The sequence below is a fragment of the Coprococcus sp. HPP0074 genome (assembly GCF_964238105.1).
Lineage (GTDB): Bacteria > Bacillota > Clostridia > Lachnospirales > Lachnospiraceae > Faecalimonas > Faecalimonas umbilicata.
This window is the reverse complement of record NZ_CAXSKS010000010.1, coordinates 70807-91840: the sequence shown is the minus strand read 5'-3', so window position 1 is coordinate 91840 and position 21034 is coordinate 70807. Positions and strand designations below refer to the sequence as shown.

Below are 21034 nucleotides of genomic sequence, written 5' to 3'. Positions count from 1 at the left end.
CAGAGATTTGACTTTTAAAGAAATTGCCAGTATGATTAAAGTATTGCGAAAGACATCCGTATGGATGTCGGAAGAGTCATAGATGATCCTCGTCAGAAAGATGCACATACAGAGGATCATCTGTGCAGAAAAAGGAGGAAAACAGAGATGGAACAGAACAAATATGTGGATAAATTACTGAAATTGACAAAAGGTGCAACATCGCAGTTCCATACGGTGTTGGAGACAAAGAAACAGCTTGAGGAGGCTGGATTTGAGGAAGTGGCTTTAAGAGAAAACTGGGATCTGAAGCGAGGCGGAAAGTATTTTATGGTTCATCATGATTCTACGATCTTTGCATTTACAATCGGGGAAGAATTTGAAGGTGAAGATGGGTTCCGTCTGGCTGCATGTCATGGAGATTTTCCAGGATTTCGTATCAAACCAAATCCAGAGATCGTGACAGAGGGATATGTGCAGCTGAACACAGAGGTATATGGTGGAGTGAACTTAGCAAGCTGGCTGGACCGTCCTCTTTCTATCGCGGGAAGAGTGGTATTGCGCTCAGAGGATGTTTTCCACCCGGAAGTCCGTTTAGTTGATTTTAAGCGTCCGTTGCTTACAATTCCAAACATTGCCATTCATTTACAGAAGGAGATGAATCAGGGGGTAGAACTGAACCGTCAGACACAGATGATTCCGCTTCTTGGAAAACTTGCAGAAAGTGAGAAAAAAGAAGGATATTTTGCAAATCTGCTCGCAGAGGAGATGGGCGTGAAAGCAGAAGATATCCTGGAATATGAACTGAATGTTTATAATTTTGAAGAAGGCTGTCTGACAGGGGCGAAAGAAGAGTTTATTTCTGCGCCGAGGTTAGATAATCTGACTTCTGTACAGGCACTTGCAACTGCGATCATCGATGCAGACAGAACGAAAGGAATCAACTGTGCGATCGTCTATGATCATGAAGAAATTGGAAGCAGAAGTAAGCAGGGAGCACAGTCTACGCTGATCGTGACAATTTTAAAGAAAATCTATGCAGCTCTTGGATATTCTGAGACGGCGTTTTCTAATGCGATTATGGATAGTCTTTTGATTTCAGCAGATGTGAGTCATGCGATACATCCAAGCTATGCGGCAAAGAACGATCCGACAAATAAAGCAAAATTAAATGAAGGATTTTGTATCAAGGAGGCATGTTCTCAGGGATATGCGACAGATTCTGAGGCGATCGCAATCGTGCAGCAGATCTGTGAAAAAGAAGGAATTGCTTATCAGAAATTTGTCAATCGTTCTGACGGAAGTGCAGGAGGAACATTAGGTTCTATCGTTTCTGCAATTCTTCCGGTGCGTACAGTGGATATGGGAATTCCGATGTTTGCAATGCACTCCAGCAGAGAGTTTATGGGGAGAGAAGATCAGGAGAGCCTTGTAAAATTTATGACAGCCTATTTTTCACTGTAAAAAAACACATGAAAGAATGTTACATAATTGTAATAGAAAGAACAGACATTTGTAATATTATAAATTTATAATACTATTCTAAAGCGTGTGTTCGGAGGACAAAGAGTAGTAGACAGATTTTGACAGAGTGTGTCTGGAGATGGATTTTGCAGAGTCGTGCATGAACGTTTTCGGGCACATTTTGTATGTCTAAAACGGAATAGCGCTAGAAGATAAAAGATAAGGGGTAATCAGATGAGAAAGGATGTAAGAAAAATTGCGATCGGAGGCATGTGCGTGCTTACCGGTGTGATTCTCATATTTGGAATCAAAAAGGGGATAACTGTTCTGAAAACGGAGAAGACAGAGACAAAAAAGGGTGTGGAAGTGATCAGGAAACTGGAGCAGGCAGATATTTCACAGATCGAGGGGAAGATATTGGAGTTGGAGAGAAGTGAGATGGAGGCGAATCCGGAACTTTACAGTCAGTCAATGAAAGCAAGATTTTCCAATGCACTTGTGTTAGGGGATTCGATCACAGAAGGATTTGTGGAATACGATTTTCTGAGAGAGTCTTCAGTCATTGCAGAGCTTGGAATGAAAGTGACAGATGTGACAGAGAAACTTGATACGATCCGAACACTGAATCCACAGACTGTTTTTTTATCTTACGGAATGAATGATATTGCAGTAACCGGTGGAGATGCGAAAGTATTTAAGGAGAATTATAAAGAAGTACTGGAGGATATCAGGGAGATCCTTCCAGGTGCTGCAATCTATATTAATTCTATCTTTCCGGTACAGCAGATGAAGATAGATGAGTCGCCTGTATATGGATCATTAGATACATTTAATCAGACTCTGCGGGAACTGGCAGAGGAGGAAGGCGTGACATTTATTGATAATACAGAGATTGTAAAAGAAGAATATTATGAGCCGGATGGGGTACATATGACTTCTGAGATCTATCCGCTGTGGCTTGTAAATATGGCGGAGGTGGCAGGTCTATGATGAGGAAGATCCACAGCAGAGAGAGAAAGAATGGACTGGATGCTATTTTTATTACGCAGATGATACTGATCGGAATATTGGTTTTGTACGTTGCGGTACTGCTTTTTAGAAAAGGTGAGAGTGATACCCCGTTTGCAGAGATGGAGCAGGCGGTGGAAGGAGTACTGAATAATTCTGATATGAAAGAAGCCGATCATAAAATGTTCCGGCGCAATTATCGGTTAAATGCAAATGATTATGATGGAGTAATGCTCTGGTTTCGAGAGGGGACAATGGAAGTCGATGAGATACTTGTCGTGAAACTGAAGTCCAAAGAGCAGTCCGATACCGTTGTCGAAGCTATCGAAGCGCGAAAAAAATCCAGGAAGGAGAGCTTTCAGGGATATGGGGCGAGTCAGACAAAACTGATTGAAGATTCTATTATAGATGTAAGGGGAAATTATATTCTTTTTGTGATCAAGGAAGATGCAGAAAAGATCGATCAGGTATTTCAAAAAGCTTTGTAGAAGCGAAAACTTTCTGTCGGATGGGGACGAAGGTACTTTTCAGGAGTTTCTGAATAAGAAGATGGGATGAAAAAGAATATAAAAAGGGGACAAAAGAATGTTATTTAGTAGTATCGTTTTTCTATTTACGTTTTTGCCGGTCACGCTGCTTGTGTACTATCTTGTACCAGGCAGGCTGAAAAACATCGTGCTTCTGCTTGCAAGCCTTGTTTTTTATGCGTGGGGAGAGCCGGTATATGTGATTTTGATGGTGCTATCCATCTTGTTTAATTATGTGTCGGGAATTGATATTGAGCGGAATTTAGAGAATCCATTTAAGGCGAAGCAGAGTCTGGTTATCGCAGTTGCAGTGAATTTGCTGATTCTTGGGCTTTTTAAATATTATGGATTCCTGATAGAGAGTCTAAATGCGGTATTGCCGGTAGAACTACCTTATAAAGAACTGGCACTTCCAATTGGGATTTCATTTTATACTTTCCAGACATTGTCTTATATCATTGATGTATATCGCGGCAAGGTACAAGTACAAAAGAATCTGATTTCCTTTGGCGTGTATGTGACGATGTTTCCACAGCTGATCGCAGGACCGATCGTAAAGTATTCAGATGTGGAGATGCAGCTGCGGGATCGAAATATTACGATGGAAAAATTTGGAGATGGTGCCATCTATTTTGTGCGGGGACTTGCAAAAAAAGTGCTGATTGCAAATATGACAGGGATAGTCTTTGCGAAAGTATCGGCAATCACATTTTCGGAGATGTCGGTTCTGACTGCATGGATTGGATGCATTGCTTATACATTTCAGATTTATTTTGATTTCAGCGGGTATTCGGATATGGCAGTTGGTCTTGGAAAGATGCTCGGCTTTGAGTTTATGAAGAATTTTGACTATCCGTATCTGTCCAAGAGCATTACAGAATTTTGGCGCAGATGGCATATTTCCCTTGGAACATGGTTCCGGGAATATGTGTATATCCCGTTAGGTGGCAATCGGAAAGGGAAAGAACGGACGATTCTTAATCTGATGATCGTATGGTTTTTAACTGGCCTGTGGCATGGCGCGAGCTGGAATTTCGTGATGTGGGGAATGTATTACGGAATACTTTTGATCATTGAAAAGTTTATGATCGGGGATCGGCTTGAGAAAGTTCCGGGGATGTTCAGACATTTGTATAGCCTTTTGTTTGTGATGATCGGCTGGGTATTCTTCTTTAGTCCGACACTTGGATTTGCGTGGAAGTATCTCGGCGTCATGTTCGGAATCGGAGCAAAGACTGTAGTGGATTCTATGGGGATTTATCTGCTTATTACCAATCTTGCATTGTTTGCGATCGCAGCAGTCGGTTCTACGGCGAAAGTGCATGAGATCTTTGGTCGGATCGTCTATGGAGGATATAAGGTGCGGGCAGTTCTTGCATGTGCGATCTATGCAGGAATGTTCCTGCTATCCATCGCGTATCTTGTGACGGAAACCTACAACCCATTTTTGTATTTCAGATTTTAAGGGGAGACGGATGAATAGAGTAAACAGAAAGAGAAGAAAGGTCAGACTTTGGATGGCGCTTGGATTTATTTCCTGTATAGCGCTGTTAGTTCTGGCGGATGGGATTACAAAGGAAAGAAAATTTTCTGAGGAAGAGAATCGGATGCTTGCAACAAAGCCGAAGGCATCGGTGGAGACTGTCATGAGTGGAAAATTCATGAGTCAGTATGAAAAGTACAAATCAGATCAGTTTCTTGGAAGAGATTTCTGGGTAAGCTTGAAGACAAAGGCAGATCTGCTTCTTGGGAAAAAAGATTCCAACGGGGTTTTTAAAGGAGCAGATGGGTATCTGCTAGAGGAGATCAGCGTGCTTGATGAAGCCTCTTACAAGGAAAATATGGATGCAGTGACAGCATTTGCTGCGCGCTATCCAGATTTGAAAATGCATATGTTGATTGCACCGAATGCGGCAAATATTTTAAAGGAGAAACTTCCGGCATTTGCAGCAACAGAAGATCAGAATGCACAGTTAAAGAGGACAGAGGAGATTGTTTCAGCGGCGGGCATTCAATGGATTGATGCAGCAAAGACGTTAAACCAACATAAAAATGAAGAAATTTATTATCGTACAGATCATCACTGGACAACAAAAGGGGCATATTATGCATTTCAGGAGGCGGCAGGAGACCTGGGGATTTTGCGGGAGGAGATGACAGCATTTGTACCGCATACGGTCACGGAAGAGTTTAATGGGACACTGTCGGCTACAAGTGGTTATGAGCGGTCAAGAAGAGAGAACATTGATATTTATCTTCCAGAGAAAAATGATACAGAGGTTGTTGTCAACTATGTGGAGGAGAAGGAAAAGAGTGCTTCCATGTACAGTTCAGAGAAGCTGGAAGAGAAGGATAAGTATGGAATGTTCTTAAATGGGAATCATGCATTGGTAGACATTAAGACAACTTCAGAGAAGAATCGGAGACTGTTGATCTTAAAAGATTCTTATGCGAACTGTTTTGTGCCGTTTCTGACACCATATTACAGGGAAATCGTGCTTGTAGATCCGCGGTATTATTACGGGGATCTGGATGATCTCATTGAGGAAGACAGGATTACAGATGTACTGTTTTTATACAATGGAAATACGTTTTTTACAGACAATAATTTAAGTGGAGTGTTAGCGAGTGAGTAATCAGATAGAGAGAGAATTTGACGCGCCGAAAGAGTCGGTGCGGTTAAATAAATTTTTAAGTGAGGCAGGTGTCTGCTCGAGGAGAGAAGCAGATAGATTGATCGAGAGCGGCAGAGTCACTGTCGATGGCAGACGGGCAGAGATGGGAATGCGTGTCACGAAAGATCAGGAAGTGTGCGTTGGAAAGAAAGTGATACAGAAAAAAGACCGAATGGTCCTGCTTGCAGTCAATAAACCGACCGGAATCGTCTGTACAGAGGAAAAACGGGAGAAGAAAAACATTATCCGTTTTTTAAATTATCCAACGAGGATCACCTATATTGGAAGACTTGATAAGGATTCCGAAGGACTTCTTCTTATGACAAACAACGGCGATATTATTAACAAGATGATGCGTGCGGGCAACTGTCATGAGAAAGAGTACAAGGTGACTGTCAACAAGGAAGTGACAAAAGAATTTGTTCGGAAAATGTCAGAAGGGGTACCGATATTAGACACGGTGACAAGACCGTGCAAAGTAGAAAAGACTGGAAAATATAAATTTTGCATTATCCTGACACAGGGATTGAACCGACAGATTCGCAGAATGTGTGAATATTTTGGATATCAAGTGACAAGGTTGGAGCGGGTACGGGTGATGAATATCGAACTTGGAAATCTAAAAAGTGGAGAATACCGCGAAGTGACCGGAAGAGAACTGGACGAGTTATATGAACAATTGAAAGGTTCTTCCAACAACACAGTATATGAGGAGCAGTAGAGTATGGAACAGAAAAAGCAGAGAATGCAGGAACTGGTACAGCTGTTAAATCAAGCGGGGAAAGCTTATTATCAGGATGCAAAGGAAATTATGAGTAACCATGAGTATGACAGGCTGTACGATGAGTTACTTGTACTGGAGCAGGAACTAGGAATTACGATGGCGAACAGCCCGACCGTCAATGTTGGGTATGAAGTATTGAGTGAACTTCCGAAGGAGCGGCACGAGAAGCCGATGTTATCACTTGATAAGACAAAGGAGACAGACAGACTGAAAGAATTTGTCGGAGAGAAAAAAGCAGTGATCTCCTGGAAACTTGATGGACTTACAATCGTGCTGACTTATGAGAATGGAGAACTGAAAAAGGCGGTAACGCGTGGTAACGGTGAGGTCGGAGAAGTAATCACAAACAATGCAAAAGTGTTTCAGAATGTACCGCTTCGGATTGCTTACCGGGGAGAATTGATCCTTCGAGGGGAAGCGGTGATTGGTTATCGGGACTTTGAGAAGATCAATGAAGAAATCGAAGATGTGGATGCAAAATACAAAAATCCGAGAAATCTGTGCAGCGGCTCAGTGCGTCAGCTGAACAATAAGATTACAGCGCGAAGAAATGTGCAGTTTTACGCATTTTCGCTTGTCAAGGCGGATGGAGTGGACTTCCAAAATTCAAGGAATATTCAGCTTGAGTGGCTGAAAGAGCAGGGATTTGATGTAGTGGAACACTATGAGGTGACAAAGGATACTCTGGAAGAACGTGTTCGATTTTTTGCGGAGCATATTGAAGAGAATGATATTCCGTCCGATGGACTTGTACTCACTTACGATGATATTGCTTACGGACAATCTCTTGGAAGTACAGCGAAGTTCCCAAGAGATTCTTTTGCGTTTAAGTGGGCAGACGAGATCCGGGAGACAACTTTGCGGGAAATAGAATGGAGTCCGTCAAGGACTGGACTGATCAATCCGGTGGCAATTTTTGATCCGGTGGAACTGGAAGGAACTACAGTCAGCCGTGCAAGTGTCCACAACTTAAGCATTATGGAAGAGTTAGAGCTTGGGATCGGGGACACGATTCAAGTATATAAGGCGAATATGATTATTCCGCAGATTGCAGAAAATCTTACGCGAAGTGGGATGGATCCGGTGCCGGAATGCTGTCCGGCATGTGGCGGTGAGACAGAGATCCGTCAGGTCAGCGATACGAAGACATTATACTGCACGAACCCAGAGTGTGGGGCGAAGCATATCAAGGCGTTTTCACTGTTTGTAAGCAGAGATGCGCTCAATATTGATGGGTTGTCTGAAGCGACACTCGAGAAATTTATCACACGCGGATTTATCCGCCATTTCTCTGATATTTTTCATTTGGAGCGATATGGAGAGGAAATTCGGTCGATGGAGGGATTTGGGGAAAAATCTTACAAAAACCTTCAGGATAGTATTGAGAAAGCGCGGACAACTACACTGCCAAAGTTGATCTATGGGCTTGGCATTGCGAATATCGGGCTTTCCAATGCAAAGATGATCTGTCGTGCATTTGATTATGATGTAGAGAAAATGCTTCAGGCAGATGTAGAAGCGCTGAATGAGATCCAGGGAGTCGGTGATGTGATCGCGAGGGCTTTTGTTGATTATTTTGCAGTGGAAGACCATCGGGAGGAATTTTTCAGACTACTTGAGGAAGTGAAGATTCCAGAGGAAGAGACGACTCAGGAAGAACAGATCTTCGCAGGAATGAACTTTGTGATCACAGGAAGTGTGGAGCATTTTGCAAACCGGAATGAAGTGAAAGAGGTCATTGAGAGCAAAGGAGGAAAAGTGACCGGGTCTGTCACATCAAAGACGAACTGGCTGATCAACAATGATGTGGAATCAACATCTTCAAAGAATAAAAAAGCGAGGGAACTTGGGATTCCAATCATTTCCGAGGATACATTTTTGAAGATGATTGGAAATAATTAAGGAGAATTTATAGATTCTTAACTTGTTTCAGCGAAACGACTACGATATAATAGACCCATATATGGTAGAAAGAAGGAAAAAGTATGTCAGAAAAAGATTTGACGATAGACAGTGAGATCATAGATGAGATTACAGAAGGAAAAGAAGACAAACATGTGGAGAAGCATGGAAAAGAGCATCCGGATGTGCCGGACGATGCAGGATATGAAAAGTATTGTTCGCTTTGCAACCGCCCGGAGAGCATTGCGGGGAAGATGATTGAGCTTCCGAACAATATTACAGTATGTTCTGACTGTATGCAGAAGAGCTTTGATCTAATGTCGAATAGTAATTTTGATTATAGTAAGCTGATGAATATGCCGGGCGTTCATATTATGAACATGGCAGAACTTGAGAATATGATGCCAAAGGCGAAGCCGGTCAAGAAGAAAAAAGAAGGCGAGAAGAAAGAGCCTGCGCTGAATCTTAAAGATATTCCGGCACCGCATAAGATCAAGGCAAAATTAGATGAATATGTGGTAGGGCAGGAGCATGCGAAGAAGGCAATGGCAGTTGCTGTCTACAATCACTATAAGCGGGTAGCGACAGATACGATGGATGATATCGAGATTGAGAAGTCCAATATGTTGATGATCGGGCCAACCGGAAGTGGAAAGACGTATCTTGTAAAGACGCTTGCGAGACTTCTGGATGTACCGCTTGCGATTACAGATGCGACTTCTTTGACAGAGGCCGGATACATTGGTGACGATATTGAAAGTGTTGTCTCAAAGCTTCTGGCAGCTGCAGACAACGATGTGGAGAAGGCGGAGAGAGGGATTATCTTTATCGATGAGATTGACAAGATTGCAAAGAAAAGAAATTCCAGCCAGAGAGATGTCAGCGGGGAATCTGTACAACAGGGAATGTTAAAACTTTTAGAGGGAAGTGAAGTGGAGGTTCCGGTAGGAGCAAACAGCAAAAATGCAATGGTGCCACTTACGACTGTGAATACGAAGAATATTCTGTTCATCTGCGGCGGAGCATTCCCAGATCTTGAGGAGATCATCAAGGAGCGTCTGAACAAGCAGGCGTCAATTGGGTTTACCGCTGATTTGAAGGATAAGTGGAATCACGATAAGAATATCCTTGAGAAAGTGACTGCCGAAGATCTTCGAAACTTTGGAATGATCCCGGAATTTATCGGACGTCTGCCGATCATCTTTACACTTCAGGGATTGAATGAAGAGATGTTGGTCAAGATCTTAAAGGAACCAAAAAATGCAATCTTAAAGCAGTATCAGAAGCTTCTTGCGCTTGACGAAGTCAAGCTGGAGTTTGACGAAGCAGCATTAGAGGCAATCGCGAAGCGTGCCATGGAGAAGAATACTGGTGCCCGTGCGCTTCGTGCGATCATCGAGGAATTTATGTTGGATATCATGTATGAGATTCCGAAGGATGATAACATCGGGCAGGTGACGATCACAAAAGAATATATCGAAGGAACCGGAGGTCCTGTCATCACACTCAGAGGACAGGCGCTGCTTACGGGAGAATAGAGAATTCAGGACATTGAAGCATATTCAGTGTCCTGTTTTTATATGATGTAAAGATTGACAAAATTTGGAGGTTATGATGCCGGAAACGATAGAAATATGCAGAAGCAGAGCGCTGTCCGAAGAATACCGGGATTTTATTTTTGAAAGTAAAAGACCATATTTTCTTAATGGAATTTCAGGTGCAGAACTCTGTGAGCAGTATGTCGGGTATGAATATCACGTTGTATATATTGACAAGATGTTTGCAGATCCGATGTCTTTGGACCGGTTTACGTATGGGGTAATTCCGAAGTGTTATACTCTTTTGGATACAGAAGCGCTAAATGAGGCAGGGATCAGCCAGATTCAGAATTATCCTACACTGAAATTGACAGGAAAGGGCGTGATGATTGGATTTATTGATACTGGTATCGATTATCAGAATCCAATTTTTCAAAATCTTGACGGAACCACAAGGATTGCGGGAATCTGGGATCAGACGATCCAGGAGGGAGCTCCTCCCCAGGGATTTGTCTACGGAACAGAGTATACAGAGGAGAAGATTAACGAGGCGTTACAAAGAGAGAATCCTCTGGAAGTTGTTCCATCCAAAGATGAGAACAGCCATGGGACATTTCTTGCGAGTATTGCGGCAGGAAGTGAAAACATTGAAAATCGATTTAAAGGAGCTGCGCCGGAAGCCACACTTGGCATTGTAAAGTTAAAAAAAGCCAAACAATATTTAAAGGATTTCTATTTGATCGGGGACGATGCAGAGTGTTATCAGGAGAACGATATTATGCTTGGAATCCGGTATCTGACCGATCTGGCAAAGAAGAAAAAAATTCCATTAGTTCTGTGCATTGCCCTTGGAACCAATATGGGGGATCATAATGGGACTTCTCCGCTTTGCAACTTGCTGGAGATATATTCCTACACTGCTAATATGGGGATTGTGATTGGTGGTGGAAATGAAGCGAATCAAAGGCATCATTATTATGGGCTGATAGAAAATATGGCGGACAGTAAGAATGTGGAGATCCGTGTGGCGGAAGGTGTAAAAGGATTTTCGCTGGAGTTGTGGACCGAGATTCCGAATGTGTTTGCGGTTTCCATTGTTTCGCCTGCCGGTGAGAAAATTCCCCTTGTGCCAGTGAGACAGGGAATCGGAACGGTGCTAAACTTTGTGTTTGAGAGAACGAGTGTCTATTTGGATTATAGGCTGTTGGTGGAGCGGACGAATTCCGAATTGATCCTGATGCGTTTTGCGGATCCATCCCCGGGAATCTGGAGAATTGTGGTAGAACCACAGCAGCTGGCGGATGGGATTTTCCATATGTGGCTTCCGGTTGCAGAATTTTTGACCGGAGATGTATATTTTCTGCAGTCAAATCCAGATACTACTATTACAGAACCTGGAAATACACCGGATCCGATGACGGTTGCAAGTTACAATGGGGCAGATAAGAGTATTGCCATCGACTCGGGAAGAGGGTATACTAGAGGTGGAAGACTCAAGCCGGAATTCGCGGCGCCCGGAGTAGATGTGACGGGTGCAGTAAGCCGTGGGCAGTTCACAAAGAGGACTGGATCCAGTATTGCGACGGGGATCACTGCCGGAGCGACAGCACTTCTGTTTGAGTGGATAGTTTATCAATTGGGCAGAACGAATATTGACTCGATCCAGCTGAAGAATCTGATGATTCTCGGTACAGAGCGTAAAGACACGGAAGTGTATCCAAACAGATCGTGGGGATATGGCAGCTTGAATCTCTACAATACGTTTGAACAGCTTCGGACATTTTAGGATGTAGATCGCACAAACTACATGTGTGACTGCATTCCGATACAGAAAAGAAGAGTAAAGGACAGAAAGGAAGAGCGCGATGAAAGAATTTTTTGAAGATTTAGGAAAATTTATTACAGAGACAGCAGGAAATGTAGGGAAAAAGACGGAAGAGGTTATGGAAGTACAGAAGCTGAAAAGCCAGATCCGCAGTCTGGAGCGCAGCAATCAGGGAGATCTGACAGATCTTGGAAAGATCATTTATGAACGCTTCCGAAAAGAAGAGGCTGTAGATGGAGAACTGGAAGTAATCTGCGAGGAAATCAGGAAGAGAAGAATGATCATCGCTGCCTTTGAGAAGAAACTTGCGGATATGAGAGGCGTGAAAGAATGTGAGAATTGCCAGGAACTGATTGAGAAAGATATGAAGTTTTGTCCGCATTGTGGAGCAGAGGTGAAGAAAGAAGAGATGCCGCAGGAATGTGAAGATATTTTTGCGGAGAGTGATGTATCGGAAAGTGCTAAAATGGAAGAGACAACAGAAGAAGTGATTGAGGATATTATGGAGAAGGCAGCAGATGTGACGAAAGTATCTGTAGAGCATGTAAAAGATGCAGCATCTGAGATTGCTGAGGATGTCAGAGAATCTGTTCATGAGATGAAAGAACATATAAAGGAGAGCGTGGAGGATATTCGAGAATAGCGACACGCAGAGGGAAATTATGATTTATTTACTCATAGCAGGTAGTTTGCTTGCCTTGGATCTGGGAATAAAATGGTATGTGGAGAATCATTTCACGGAAGCGGATATCAGAAGGGCGGCAGGTGGGAGAATCCTGCTCAGAAAAAGCTATAACAGTGGGATGGCAATGAATTTGCTGGAGAATAGGCCGGGATTCGTAAAGTGGTTGACGGCAGGGCTTGGAGTGTTTCTTTTGGTGTATGAGCTGTGTTTGTTGGCAAAGGGCGGAAGAACAGTGGAAAAGACCGGATGGGCGCTTGTTCTTGGAGGTGCGTGCAGCAATTTATATGATCGTTTTCGGAGAAAGTATGTTGTCGACTACTTTAGTTTCCGGTGCAGATGGAAAAGAATACAGAATATTGTGTTTAATTTAGGAGATCTATTTATTTTTACAGGAAGTATTCTTGTAGTATTTGCACAAATATTCCGGAAGAAGTAAATTGACTTTTGGAATTTACCGCGTTATACTGAATAATAGAAGAGCATTTGCGAATGATAATTTTTATGATTTGCAAATGCTTTTTCGGGTATTGGGGGATTTGGTAAAAGAAAATAAGATCATATCGACAGGGAAAGAAAAAGCAGGAGGCAGAGATCATGAAGAGAATAAATGGAAAAGAACTGGCAATTGATATTTTGATTGATTTTGTAGGAGGGTTTTTGATTGCCGTTGGGATTTATAACTTTGCAGCAAAAGCACAGTTTCCGATGACCGGGTTTTCAGGAATTGCATTGATTTTTTATCATCTATTTCATATACCGATCGGTGCAATGACTATTTTGCTGAATATTCCTGTAGTCTTTCTCTGTTATAAATTGCTTGGGCGTACATTTTTTCTTCGTTCGCTAAAGACAATGATCATTTCTTCGATATTGATGGATGTGGTGGCACCGATGCTGCCAGTATATGAGGGAGATCGAATGTTGGCAGCAATCTGCACAGGTGTATTAGCCGGGCTTGGATATGGAATGATTTATATGAGAAACTCTTCCACGGGAGGTGCGGATTTTGTGATCATGTCGGTAAAAGCATGGAAACCTCATGTATCTATCGGTCAGATTGCATTTGTGATGGACGTACTGATCGTTTTGATGGGAAGTTTTATTTTCCGGGACGTAGAAGGGATTATTTATGGCTTGATTGTGACTTATCTTCTGTCTGCGGTAGTCGATAAAGTAATGTATGGAATTGATGCCGGAAAGATGACATTGATCGTGACAGATTATCCTCATGAGATTGCGGCAAAGATTGATGAGTATACTGGAAGAGGTTCTACTTTTCTCAGAGGAAGGGGAAGCTATTCCAAAGAGGAGAAAGAGATTGTAATGTGTGCCTGCAATAATAAACAGATGTACACAATCCGGAAGATGGCAAAAGAGATTGACCCGAAGGCATTTATTGTGATCATGGAGTCAAATGATGTGGTCGGGGAAGGATTTAAGGAGAATTAGACTAAGAAGAAAATATATTTACATCCGAAAATGGACGAGGTTTGTAAAAAAGAAAGAACGCATTGCAAATGAGAAGTTTCATCTTGCAGTGCGTTCTTTTCTACATCAAAATATTATTCGGCATATTTCTGAATTAATTTTACGATCATATCTGTGGCAAGATCCATGCCTTCGGCGGTGATATGTTCATATGGTCCGTGATAGCCGTAGCCTCCGGTTCCAAGGTTCGGACAAGGAAGTCCCATGTAGCTTAAACGACATCCGTCAGTTCCCCCGCGGATCGGTGCGACATCCGGTACGATATCAGCAAGTCTGGCAGCTTCCACCGCATTATCGATCAGGTGCATACAACCCTGGATCACTTCTGACATATTCCGGTACTGGTCATGGATTGTCAGTGTGACAGTACCTTCTCCCCACTTCGCATTGAGTTGTTTTGCAATCAGATGCATAGTATTTTTACGCGCCTCGAAAAAGTGAGGATCGTGATCACGAATGATGTATTCCAGTTTTGCGTTGGCAACATCTCCGGACATTTCACAGAGATGATAGAAACCTTCATATCCTTCGGTACCGCGCGGCGTCTCGCAGGATGGAAGCATTGCATTGAATTCCATTGCAACCAGTGCGGCATTGATCATGGTATCTTTACTGGAACCAGGGTGGACATTGAATCCTTTGATCTCAACGATGGCTTCACATGCATTGAAATTCTCATATTGGATCTCTCCCTCCGGACCGCCATCCATCGTGTAGGCGAATTCTGCATCGAAGTCTTTTACATTGAAATGGTTGACACCGGATCCAGCCTCTTCATCAGGAGTAAATGCAACAGAGATTTTTCCGTGAGGGATCTCTTCTTTCTGAATCCGCTCTAACATGGTCATAATCTCAGCAATCCCTGCTTTGTCATCTGCACCGAGTACAGTCGTGCCGTCCGTTGTGATCAATGTGCGTCCCTTCAGGGATGGAAGGTGCGGGAAGTTTTTTACAGACAGTGTGCGGCCGCTTGTACCGAGCACAAGGTCTTCCCCGTCATAATTTTCTGTCACGATCGGGGTGATGTCATGGTCGCAGAAGTCTGATACCGTGTCCATGTGTGCGACAAATCCAAGCTTTGTCTTCTCTTCATATCCTTTTGTTGCAGGAAGAGAAGCGTATACAAAGCACTTTTCATCGACAGAGGCATCCGTCAGCCCCAATTCTTTTAATTCTGTTACGAGAAGATGTGCCAGGTCAAACTGGCAGGAAGTAGTTGGAACCGTTGTGCTTGTATGATCACTTGGTGTACGGACAACTACATACTTTAATAAACGTTCATATGCTCTCATGTTAAAAAATCCTTTCTGTGTGATTGGTCAAAAAGGCACCGAAAGCAGGAAAGTGCCTGCGATGCGACTTGACCTTGCATAAGAACAGTATAGCAAGTAGGGAAAGAGAAGACAAGTAAGAATGAAACTTTATGCTTGATCCATACCGCAGGCGTTGGCGGATGCAATGAGGCAGCGATCATTCATAACGGCATCATAGAAGCGGAATCCACCGGAGAAGTTGTAAGCACGATATCCATTTCCTTCCAGAATTCTGGTGGCGATATAGCTTCTAAGACCACTTTGGCACATGACATAAACTGGTTTCTCCTTTGGGAGTTCTTTTAGGTGTTCGCGCAGAACATCTACAGGGATATTTGTAAATCCAGCCATATGTCCTCTTTCGTATTCCTCAGGGGTTCTCGTATCCAGAAGAATAACGCTGCCATCCAGGGGAAGCGTTTTAATATCTTCCAGATGGAATTGTTTTAACGTACCATCAGAAATATTTTCTATCATAAATCCAGCCAGATTGACTGGATCTTTGGCAGAAGAGTAAGGAGGGGCATAGGCCAGATCTAATTCTGCCAGATCTGAAGCTTTCATCCCGGCATGGATGGCTGTAGCAAGTACATCGATTCGCTTGTCTACACCTTCATATCCCACAATTTGTGCCCCAAGGATCCGGTAGGTTTCTTTCTCAAATACTACTTTCATCGTCATAACTTTCCCTCCGGGATAATAGCCGGCATGGCTCATAGGAGAGAGAATCACTTTGTCTACAGCCAGACCAGCTTTTCTGGCATTGGTTTCATTTACACCAGTGACAGCGGCAGTCATATCAAATACTTTAATCACAGAACTACCCTGGGAGCCAGAATAAGAACTGTTTTTTCCACAGATATGGTCTGCTGCAATACGTCCTTGCTTGTTGGCAGGTCCGGCAAGAGAAATTAAAGCATCTTGTCCGGTGACGAAATGTTTTATTTGTACGGCATCCCCTACAGCATAAATATCAGGTGCAGAAGTTTGCATATGCGCATTGACTAAAATGCTGTCTTTTATACCAAGTTCCAGACCGGCATCTTTAGCTAGTTTTGTGTCCGGAGTAACACCAATAGCTAATACTACCATGTCTGCACAAAGAGGCTCCGCTTCTTTTAGAAGAATACGGACACCATCTGTAGTTTCCTGAAATCCTTCTACTGTATGTCCAAGAGCCAGTTTTACTCCATGTTTACGCATTTCATTATGGAGAAAGGCAGCCATATCTGAATCAAACGGATTCATCAGCTGCTTTGGTCGCTGTACAATGGTGACCTCCATGCCAAGCTCACGGAGATTTTCGGCTAATTCTAATCCGATGAAGCCTCCTCCTGCCAAAACAGCAGACTTTGGTTGGTTTTTCTCAATATAGGTTTTGATCCGCAGGGTGTCTTCTACGGTTCGGAGTGTAAAGAGTTTGTCGATATCTGTACCAGGAAGTTTGGGCTGGGTTGGCTTGGCACCAGGAGAAAGGATGAGCTTGTCATAGGTTTCCTCAAATTCTTCTCCTGTTTCCAGATTCTTTACAGATACTGCATGACGTTCCGGATGCAGGGAGGTAACTTCGTGATGTACCTTCATGGATACGCGGAAACGAGAAAGGAAGCTTTCTGGTGTCTGTAAAGTAAGAAGGTCTGAATCTGTAATTACATCTCCAATGTAATAAGGAAGTCCGCAGTTTGCATAGGAAATAAATCCAGAGCGCTCAAAGACAATGATTTCTGCATGTTCGTCCAATCTGCGGAGTCTTGCGGCAGCAGTTGCACCGCCAGCTACACCGCCTACAATTACAATTTTCATTTTATTTTTCCACCTTTCCTGTATAGGAAGCGATGCCTCCTATATTTTTTACATTCGTATACCCCATTTTTTTGAGTAAGATAACTGCTTGACGACTTCGGGCTCCTGAATGGCAGTAAACGAATACAGGTGTCTGAAGCTGTGCAGCAGGTGTTCCTTCGTATAAGGAGCGTAGAGGGACATTTTTGCTTCCGGGAATATGTCCTTCTTTGTATTCCTCAGGGGTTCTTACATCTAATAGTACGCCTTCTTTTGTATTGTGAAAAGCTAGCAATTCCTGATTAATATCAGGTAGTTTGAAAAAATCGAAAAAACTCATAATGTTACCTCCTTGTCACAGTATATTCGTTCCAATCGTTGATACTGCTGAATGATACAATCGTTGGATATCCTAAATCTGCCAGTTTTTGAAAAGCTGAAAAATAGGCAGAGCATCTGTTTCTTTTTCATAATAAAACATTTAAAAGTTGATAAAAATACTATAATACAGAAAAAAGAAATATTCTGTGATGAGATTACAAAAAAATATTAAAAATGTTAGCACTCGTCTATTGATAATGGAAGTCGATTTTTGTTCTGTCTTGTGTATCCCAAAAGTGCCTGTTTTACAGGCTTTCCGGGGTATCAGTCATTTTGTCTGGTATTGTAAAGCAGTGTCAGATTTGTCGTAAATGTCGTAAATTTGTGGTCAAAAAATGATGAGAAATGGAGAGTGCTAATAAAATGAAATTAACGTATACGAATGTAAATGGATATCTGATCCCGAATCTCACCTATAAATCCGGTGAGCAGATGGAGCAGCTTGGCAAGTATGGTTTTCTTCGCAGAGATTATCTGAAGAACCATCGAAATTCAACTTATCAGGTGATGCTTCTGCAGGACACCATTGGAGAGCATCTTCTGGAAGTGGATAGGGCAGCCAGAGAACGGGAAGAAATGATTCTGAAACAGTTGGAAGAAAAAGAACCATTGGCGGATAAAGAAGCAGATCAGATGGCCTGGGTAAGAGCTGTTAATCAACACAAAGCGATTGCGGAAGAGATTATTTTAAAGGAACTGATCTATGTTTAATAAAGTTGAAGCTGGTAACTGAGGATTGAACAGGTAATTGGACAGATTAAAAATTTATTGAAAAAAGAATAAAATGTTTAGAGAAGGCGTGAGTGATAGAGATATTACTTACGCTTTTTCTTTTGAACTGAAAAGGAGGATGGGAGCATGGCACAGATTTTTCGTGTAGAGAGAACTAAGAATTTTACGGTAATGAGTAATCACCATTTCAAGAATAAGAATCTGACATTGAAAGCGAAAGGTCTATTATCGCTGATGTTAAGTTTGCCAGATGACTGGAATTACAATATGCAAGGACTGGCAACATTGAGCAGAGATGGGATTGATTCTGTTCGTTCTGTAATTAAGGAAATTTCTATCTCCGGACATCAGAAAATAGTAAAACCAGATATGGTAAATCCCTTTTTGTCATGTCACGAATTTGATATTTTGAGTTCTTATTTTGTATATTAATGTGTTCTGATTTGATATTCTTTTATGAAAGTAAAGATAGAATTGCAGATAGTAGGAATGGCTGCAATTTGTTTATAATAAGTGTGATAGGAGAATGAGAAGTATGAAATATGGTTTTTTTGACGAATCGAAAAAAGAATATGTGATCACAAGACCGGATACACCGGCACCTTGGGTGAACTATCTTGGATCTCCAGAATATGGAGCAATTATTTCTAATAATGCAGGTGGATATAGCTTTGCAAAATCAGGAGCGAACGGAAGAATTTTAAGATATATCTTCAATCAGTTTGACCAGCCGGGAAGATATATCTACTTAAGAGATCAGGAGAGTGAAGATTATTGGTCAGCTTCTTGGCAGCCGGTAGGAAAAGATTTGAATTCTTATAAGAGCGAATGTCATCATGGTACAGCATACACAAAGATGATGGCTGATTATAGCGAGATCCATTCAGAAGTAAGATACTATGTTCCGCTGGATCAGTCTTATGAAGTGTGGAATCTTGCAGTGACAAATACCTCGGATCGCATGCGCAAGATCAATGTAACAGGCTATGCAGAATTTACAAACAACAGCAATTACGAGCAGGATCAGGTAAATCTTCAGTACTCTCAGTTCATTACAAGAACAGTGTTCCGTGGAAACCGTGTGCGGCAGCTGATCCATGCCAATCTGGATCAGCTGGAAGATGGAAAAGATGTGGATGACAAGATAGTTGTTGACCGTTTCTTCGGACTTGCAGGTGCAAAGGTTGATTCCTGGTGTGGAAGCAGGGAAGGTTTCCTTGGAAGATATCATGGATACAACAATCCGGTCGGAGTGGAAGATGGTATTTTAAATTGTGAAGGAAATTATAATGAAAATGGATGTGGAGCATTAGCTACAATCCTGACTTTATATCCGGGAGAGACAAAAGAAATAGCATTTCTTGTTGGTATGAAAGAAGATGTTGATGCAGAAACAATCATGTCTCGTTATGAGGATTGTGAAACAATCTGCAGAAATGAACTGGAAGAATTAATCCAGTACTGGCATGGACATCTGTCCCATTTCCAGGTGAAGACACCAAGCGAAGAATTTAATATAATGATCAATACATGGAATGCATATAACTGCTTTATGACATTTATCTGGTCACGTGCTGCATCCTTTACATATTGTGGACTGAGAAATGGATACGGTTATCGTGACACAGTACAGGATATCCAGGGTGTGATCCATCTGGCACCGGAGATGGCAGTAGAGAAGATCCGCTTCATGCTTTCTGCACAAGTAAATAATGGTGGAGGGCTTCCACTTGTAAAATTCACACACAATCCGGGACATGAGGATACACCGGATGATGCTTCTTATGTGCAGGAGACAGGACACCCGGCTTATCGTGCAGATGATGCGCTGTGGCTGTTCCCGACAGTATACAAATACATTTCCGAGACGGGAAATCTGGAATTTATCGATGAAGTGATTCCGTTTGCAAATAAAGAAGAAGGTACCGTGTACGAGCATTTGAAACGTGCAGTAGATTTCTCCATGAATCATCTTGGAAAGCATGGTATGCCGGCAGGCCTTTATGCTGACTGGAATGACTGCTTAAGACTCGGAAAAGATGGAGAGTCAACCTTCGTTGCATTACAGTTCTACTATGCAATGACAATTTTGAAGGAATTTGCTGAGTATAAGAAAGACACAGAATATCTGAATTATCTGGAGGAAAGTCAGAAGAAGCTGGAAAAACTGATCCAGGATCTCTGTTGGAACGAAGACCGCTTTATCCGTGGCTTCACAGAGGATGGTGAAGTGATTGGACAGCGCACAGATCCGGAGGCAAATATGTGGCTGAACCCACAGAGCTGGTCTGTGATCAGTGGGCTTGCAAATGAAGCGCAGGCAGATTTTGCACTTCAGAATGTATATGACAAACTGAATACAGAATATGGTGCAATCCTGATGGATCCTCCGTATCATGCACATGCATTTGACGGTGCACTGGCTGTGATCTACAATGCCGGAACAAAGGAAAATGCAGGAATTTTCTCACAGTCTCAGGGATGGATCATTCTTGCAGAGGCGCTTCGTGGACACGGAGAGAGAGCATTTAACTATTTTATTGAAAATGCACCGGCTGCACAGAATAATCGTGCAGAGATCAGAAGACTTGAACCATACTGCTATGGACAGTTTACAGAAGGAAAACACAGCCCGAACTTCGGCCGTTCTCATGTACACTGGCTGACAGGAACAGCATCTACGATTATGGTGGGATGTGTAGAAGGAATTCTCGGAATGCGGCCAGACTTCTATGGACTGAAGATTGCTCCGTCAGTACCGAAAGAGTGGGAAGAATTTGAAATCGAAAAAGATTTCAGAGGTTCACATTTACATATCGTTGTGAAAAATCCGGGGCATGCAGAGTCAGGATGTGAAAAACTTTTCGTAAATGGAGAACAAATGAAAGATAATTATATTCCACAGGAGAAGTTAACAAAGACAACAGAGGTAGAATTATTCCTTTCTTAAA

Annotated in this window: 18 protein-coding genes; 15 read left to right on the top strand and 3 right to left on the bottom strand. The window is 42.4% G+C overall.

The window, feature by feature from the left end:
* The first annotated feature begins 147 nt into the window (after positions 1–147).
* The 12 genes from ACESPO_RS12375 to ACESPO_RS12320 all read left to right on the top strand — a co-directional run bounded on the left by ACESPO_RS12375 (position 148) and on the right by ACESPO_RS12320 (position 13836).
* Positions 148–1443, top strand: coding sequence for a M18 family aminopeptidase (locus ACESPO_RS12375; RefSeq protein WP_270601936.1), 1296 nt, complete (start codon positions 148–150; stop codon positions 1441–1443).
* Positions 1444–1677: 234 nt separating this feature from the next.
* Entirely contained in the window at positions 1678–2433 is a 756-nt protein-coding gene (locus tag ACESPO_RS12370) for an SGNH/GDSL hydrolase family protein (protein WP_117576392.1), read from the top strand.
* Positions 2430–2939 carry a DUF4358 domain-containing protein gene (locus ACESPO_RS12365; protein ID WP_320618705.1) on the top strand — a complete coding sequence of 170 codons (510 nt, stop codon included), beginning with the start codon at positions 2430–2432 and terminating at the stop codon, positions 2937–2939. The genes ACESPO_RS12370 and ACESPO_RS12365 overlap by 4 nt, the downstream gene beginning before the upstream one ends.
* Positions 2940–3036: 97 nt before the next feature.
* Positions 3037–4443 carry an MBOAT family O-acyltransferase gene (locus ACESPO_RS12360; RefSeq protein WP_499788920.1) on the top strand — a complete coding sequence of 469 codons (1407 nt, stop codon included), beginning with the start codon at positions 3037–3039 and terminating at the stop codon, positions 4441–4443.
* 10 nt (positions 4444–4453) lie between these two features.
* Positions 4454–5614, top strand: a complete 1161-nt coding sequence (locus ACESPO_RS12355) for a DHHW family protein (protein ID WP_499788918.1) — start codon at positions 4454–4456, stop codon at positions 5612–5614.
* On the top strand, positions 5607–6374 hold the full coding sequence (gene rluF / locus ACESPO_RS12350) for a 23S rRNA pseudouridine(2604) synthase RluF (protein ID WP_499788917.1): 768 nt from the start codon (positions 5607–5609) through the stop codon (positions 6372–6374). Before ACESPO_RS12355 ends, rluF begins: the two co-directional genes overlap by 8 nt.
* 3 nt (positions 6375–6377) lie before the next feature.
* Entirely contained in the window at positions 6378–8339 is a 1962-nt protein-coding gene (ligA, locus tag ACESPO_RS12345) for an NAD-dependent DNA ligase LigA (RefSeq protein ID WP_320852214.1), read from the top strand.
* An 83-nt stretch (positions 8340–8422) separates the two neighbouring features.
* Positions 8423–9877 (top strand): ATP-dependent Clp protease ATP-binding subunit ClpX, encoded by a 1455-nt coding sequence (gene clpX / locus ACESPO_RS12340; protein WP_008976373.1) that lies wholly within the window; start codon positions 8423–8425, stop codon positions 9875–9877.
* Positions 9878–9953: 76 nt separating this feature from the next.
* Positions 9954–11663 carry a S8 family peptidase gene (locus ACESPO_RS12335; protein WP_412402573.1) on the top strand — a complete coding sequence of 570 codons (1710 nt, stop codon included), beginning with the start codon at positions 9954–9956 and terminating at the stop codon, positions 11661–11663.
* Positions 11664–11742: 79 nt separating this feature from the next.
* Positions 11743–12345, top strand: a complete 603-nt coding sequence (locus ACESPO_RS12330) for a zinc ribbon domain-containing protein (RefSeq protein ID WP_499788915.1) — start codon at positions 11743–11745, stop codon at positions 12343–12345.
* 19 nt (positions 12346–12364) lie between these two features.
* Positions 12365–12823 carry a signal peptidase II gene (gene lspA, locus ACESPO_RS12325; protein ID WP_412402572.1) on the top strand — a complete coding sequence of 153 codons (459 nt, stop codon included), beginning with the start codon at positions 12365–12367 and terminating at the stop codon, positions 12821–12823.
* A 158-nt stretch (positions 12824–12981) separates the two neighbouring features.
* Complete coding sequence (locus ACESPO_RS12320; RefSeq protein WP_009262872.1) at positions 12982–13836, top strand: YitT family protein; 855 nt, start codon at positions 12982–12984, stop codon at positions 13834–13836.
* Positions 13837–13949: 113 nt separating this feature from the next.
* Here ACESPO_RS12320 and pepT read toward each other — a convergent pair whose 3' ends face one another.
* From pepT to ACESPO_RS12305, 3 genes are all read right to left on the bottom strand, one after another.
* Positions 13950–15167 (bottom strand): peptidase T, encoded by a 1218-nt coding sequence (pepT, locus tag ACESPO_RS12315; RefSeq protein WP_117576385.1) that lies wholly within the window; start codon positions 15165–15167, stop codon positions 13950–13952.
* Positions 15168–15296: 129 nt separating this feature from the next.
* The gene (locus tag ACESPO_RS12310) at positions 15297–16991 is read right to left on the bottom strand and encodes an FAD-dependent oxidoreductase (protein WP_499788914.1); all 1695 of its coding nucleotides are present in this window, start codon (positions 16989–16991) and stop codon (positions 15297–15299) included.
* A gap of 1 nt (position 16992) precedes the next feature.
* Positions 16993–17310, bottom strand: coding sequence for a rhodanese-like domain-containing protein (locus ACESPO_RS12305; RefSeq protein WP_016440097.1), 318 nt, complete (start codon positions 17308–17310; stop codon positions 16993–16995).
* A gap of 404 nt (positions 17311–17714) precedes the next feature.
* Between ACESPO_RS12305 and ACESPO_RS12300 the strand changes: the two genes are divergently transcribed.
* The 3 genes from ACESPO_RS12300 (at position 17715) to ACESPO_RS12290 (ending at position 21033) form a co-directional block, all read left to right on the top strand.
* Positions 17715–18062: a TnpV protein gene (locus ACESPO_RS12300; protein ID WP_499788913.1), complete on the top strand. Its 348-nt coding sequence runs from the start codon at positions 17715–17717 to the stop codon at positions 18060–18062.
* A gap of 147 nt (positions 18063–18209) precedes the next feature.
* Entirely contained in the window at positions 18210–18515 is a 306-nt protein-coding gene (locus tag ACESPO_RS12295) for a helix-turn-helix domain-containing protein (protein ID WP_499788911.1), read from the top strand.
* Positions 18516–18618: 103 nt separating this feature from the next.
* Positions 18619–21033, top strand: coding sequence for a glycoside hydrolase family 94 protein (locus ACESPO_RS12290; protein WP_499788910.1), 2415 nt, complete (start codon positions 18619–18621; stop codon positions 21031–21033).
* Position 21034 lies beyond the last annotated feature (1 nt).

Bases quoted from the DNA above. Each gene is read 5' to 3' on its own strand.
- ACESPO_RS12370 (WP_117576392.1), top strand. From the start codon at position 1,678: ATGAGAAAGGATGTAAGAAAAATTGCGATCGGAGGCATGTGCGTGCTT.
- ACESPO_RS12355 (WP_499788918.1), top strand. From the start codon at position 4,454: ATGAATAGAGTAAACAGAAAGAGAAGAAAGGTCAGACTTTGGATGGCG.
- ACESPO_RS12300 (WP_499788913.1), top strand. From the start codon at position 17,715: ATGAAATTAACGTATACGAATGTAAATGGATATCTGATCCCGAATCTC.
- ACESPO_RS12320 (WP_009262872.1), top strand. From the start codon at position 12,982: ATGAAGAGAATAAATGGAAAAGAACTGGCAATTGATATTTTGATTGAT.
- ACESPO_RS12310 (WP_499788914.1), bottom strand. From the start codon at position 16,991: ATGAAAATTGTAATTGTAGGCGGTGTAGCTGGCGGTGCAACTGCTGCC.
- ACESPO_RS12330 (WP_499788915.1), top strand. From the start codon at position 11,743: ATGAAAGAATTTTTTGAAGATTTAGGAAAATTTATTACAGAGACAGCA.
- ACESPO_RS12295 (WP_499788911.1), top strand. From the start codon at position 18,210: ATGGCACAGATTTTTCGTGTAGAGAGAACTAAGAATTTTACGGTAATG.
- ACESPO_RS12335 (WP_412402573.1), top strand. From the start codon at position 9,954: ATGCCGGAAACGATAGAAATATGCAGAAGCAGAGCGCTGTCCGAAGAA.
- ACESPO_RS12305 (WP_016440097.1), bottom strand. From the start codon at position 17,310: ATGAGTTTTTTCGATTTTTTCAAACTACCTGATATTAATCAGGAATTG.
- lspA (WP_412402572.1), top strand. From the start codon at position 12,365: ATGATTTATTTACTCATAGCAGGTAGTTTGCTTGCCTTGGATCTGGGA.
- ACESPO_RS12360 (WP_499788920.1), top strand. From the start codon at position 3,037: ATGTTATTTAGTAGTATCGTTTTTCTATTTACGTTTTTGCCGGTCACG.
- pepT (WP_117576385.1), bottom strand. From the start codon at position 15,167: ATGAGAGCATATGAACGTTTATTAAAGTATGTAGTTGTCCGTACACCA.
- ligA (WP_320852214.1), top strand. From the start codon at position 6,378: ATGGAACAGAAAAAGCAGAGAATGCAGGAACTGGTACAGCTGTTAAAT.
- ACESPO_RS12290 (WP_499788910.1), top strand. From the start codon at position 18,619: ATGAAATATGGTTTTTTTGACGAATCGAAAAAAGAATATGTGATCACA.
- ACESPO_RS12375 (WP_270601936.1), top strand. From the start codon at position 148: ATGGAACAGAACAAATATGTGGATAAATTACTGAAATTGACAAAAGGT.
- clpX (WP_008976373.1), top strand. From the start codon at position 8,423: ATGTCAGAAAAAGATTTGACGATAGACAGTGAGATCATAGATGAGATT.
- ACESPO_RS12365 (WP_320618705.1), top strand. From the start codon at position 2,430: ATGATGAGGAAGATCCACAGCAGAGAGAGAAAGAATGGACTGGATGCT.